The sequence below is a fragment of the Mycolicibacterium arseniciresistens genome, from assembly GCF_030519285.1.
Lineage (GTDB): Bacteria > Actinomycetota > Actinomycetes > Mycobacteriales > Mycobacteriaceae > Mycobacterium > Mycobacterium arseniciresistens.
In genome coordinates, this window is record NZ_JAUMSQ010000341.1 from 1 (window position 1) to 2,585 (window position 2,585).

Genomic DNA, 2,585 nt, shown 5'->3' on the forward strand with positions numbered 1-2,585 from the left:
CCCACCACCGAACCCGCGCCCGCCACCCCCCGCCAGGAGGCGCCGCCTGCGCAGAATCGGCCACCGGGGCAGACCCCGCCGCCCGGGCAGACCCCGCCCGGGCAGACCCCGCCCGGTCAGAGCGACGAGCGCAAGGATCTGGCGCAGCGCATCTCCGACGAGAAGCAGCTCAGGCAGAGCGCCGACCCGTCCATCCAGCTGCTGGCCCTGCAGTTCCAGGCCACCCGCTGCGGCGACGAGGACGTCCTCGCCGGCAACGACGATCCCAACCTGCCGTTGATCACCTGCTCCACCGACGGCCAGACGGTCTACCTGCTCAACAAGTCGATCATGAGCGGCGAGCAGATCCAGGACGCCACGTCCGGCCTGGACCAGCAGCAGGGTCAGTACGTCGTCGACGTCCAGTTCAAGGACGAGGGCGCCAAGATCTGGGCCGACTTCACCGCGGCCAACGTCGGCACCCAGACCGCGTTCACCCTCGACTCACAGGTGGTCAGCGCTCCCGAGATCCGCGAGGCGATCCCGGGCGGGCGCACCCAGATCACCGGGTCGTTCACCAACGACACGGCCCGCGAACTAGCGAACGTGCTCAAGTACGGGTCGCTGCCGCTGTCGTTCGAGTCGTCGGAGGCCGAGACGGTCTCTGCCTCGCTGGGGCTGCAGTCGCTGCGGGCCGGCCTGATCGCCGGCGCCGTCGGCCTGGCGGCGGTGCTGCTCTACTCGCTGCTCTACTACCGCGTGCTCGGTCTGCTCATCGCCCTGTCGCTGGTGGCCGCGGGCGCGGTTGTCTTCGCGATCCTGGTGCTGCTGGGCAGGTACATCAACTACACGCTCGACCTGGCAGGCATCGCCGGTCTGATCATCGGCATCGGCACGACGGCCGACTCGTTCGTGGTGTTCTTCGAACGCATCAAGGACGAGATCCGCGAGGGCAGGTCGTTCCGCTCGGCGGTGCCACGCGGCTGGGCGCGGGCGCGCAAGACGATCCTGTCGGGCAACGCGGTGAGCTTCCTGGCCGCCGCAGTGCTGTACTTCCTGGCCGTCGGGCAGGTCAAGGGCTTCGCGTTCACGCTCGGCCTGACCACCATCCTCGACGTCGTCGTGGTGTTCCTGGTGACGTGGCCGCTGGTGTATCTGGCCTCCAAGTCTCCGACACTGGCCAAGCCCAAGTACAACGGGCTCGGCGCGGTGCAGCAGATCGCCCGGGAACGACGCGCCGCGTCGCACGCGACCACCGGACGGGGACAGTAGATGGCGGCCATCAACCGGAACACCAAGAAGTCGTCGACCGCGGTCGAGGCGGCTCCCGTCGAAGCGGGTTCCGCGGCACCGAAACACGGCTTCTTCGTCCGGCTCTACACCGGCACCGGCGCGTTCGAGGTGATCGGGCGCCGCAAGTTGTGGTACCTGATCAGCGGCGCGATCGTGGCGGTCTGCATCCTCAGTTTCCTCGTGCGGGGCTTCACCTTCGGCATCGACTTCGAGGGCGGCACCAAGGTGTCGATGCCGGTCAACGGCGTCAACGGCACCGCGACCACCACCCTGGTCGAGACCGTGTTCACCGACTCTGTCGGCAGGCCGCCCGAAACAGTGGTCGTCGTGGGCAGCGGTGACTCGGCGACCGTGCAGATCCGTTCCGAGACGCTGAGCAACGACGAGGCCGCCGACCTGCGCAGCGCGCTGTTCGAGGAGTTCCAGCCGAAGGGCGCCGACGGCCAGCCCAGCGAACAGGTGATCAGCGACTCCGCGGTGTCCGAGACGTGGGGCGGCCAGATCACCCAGAAGGCGTTGATCGCGCTGTTGGTGTTCCTGGTGCTGGCGGCCCTCTACATCGGGCTGCGCTACGAACTGTGGATGGCCGTCGCCGCCATCGTCACGCTGTTCTTCGACCTGATCGTCACGGCCGGCGTCTATTCACTGGTCGGATTCGAGGTCACGCCCGCAACGGTGATCGGCCTGCTGACGATCCTCGGTTTCTCGCTCTACGACACGGTCATCGTGTTCGACAAGGTCGAGGAGAACACCGAGGGCTTCGAGCACACGACCCGGCGCACGTTCGCCGAGCACGCCAACCTGGCGATCAACCAGACCTTCATGCGGTCGATCAACACCAGCCTGATCTCCGTGCTGCCGATCCTCGCGCTGATGGTCATCGCGGTCTGGCTGCTCGGGGTGGGCACCCTGATGGATCTCGCGCTGGTCCAGCTGGTCGGCGTCATCGTCGGCACCTACTCGTCGATCTTCTTCGCCACCCCGCTGCTGGTGACGCTGCGGGAGCGCACCGACAAGGTCCGCACGCACAACCGCCGGGTGCTGCGGCGCCGGACGGGTGCCGCCGCCAAGAGCTCGGCGGCGGCCGCCGACGCGGGCGCAGCCGACGACGACATCGACCTCGAGGTCGACGACGCCACCGAGGCCCGCGACGCGAAAGAGGCCGACCAGACCGAGACGGTCACCGCCTCGGCCGGCACCAAACCCGCTGTGGGCGCGCGACCGGTGCGCCCGACCGCCAGCAAGACCGGGCGGCCCGCGGGCAAGCGGAGCCCCCGGCGGTAGACGCCGATGGCAGCCCTCAAGCGGCGCGC

Annotated in this window: 2 protein-coding genes; both read left to right on the forward strand. The window is 68.7% G+C overall.

Annotated features, from left to right (window positions below; all coding sequences use genetic code 11):
* The coding region (gene secD, locus Q2100_RS27780) for a protein translocase subunit SecD (RefSeq protein ID WP_302916634.1) at window positions 1–1,251 on the forward strand (1,251 nt) is incomplete at its 5' end.
* Entirely contained in the window at window positions 1,252–2,556 is a 1,305-nt protein-coding gene (gene secF, locus Q2100_RS27785; protein WP_302916635.1) for a protein translocase subunit SecF, read from the forward strand. It abuts the gene before it with no gap.
* Window positions 2,557–2,585 lie beyond the last annotated feature (29 nt).

Coding starts and splice junctions, on each gene's coding strand:
- secF (WP_302916635.1), top strand. CDS start 1,252: ATGGCGGCCATCAACCGGAACACCAAGAAGTCGTCGACCGCGGTCGAG.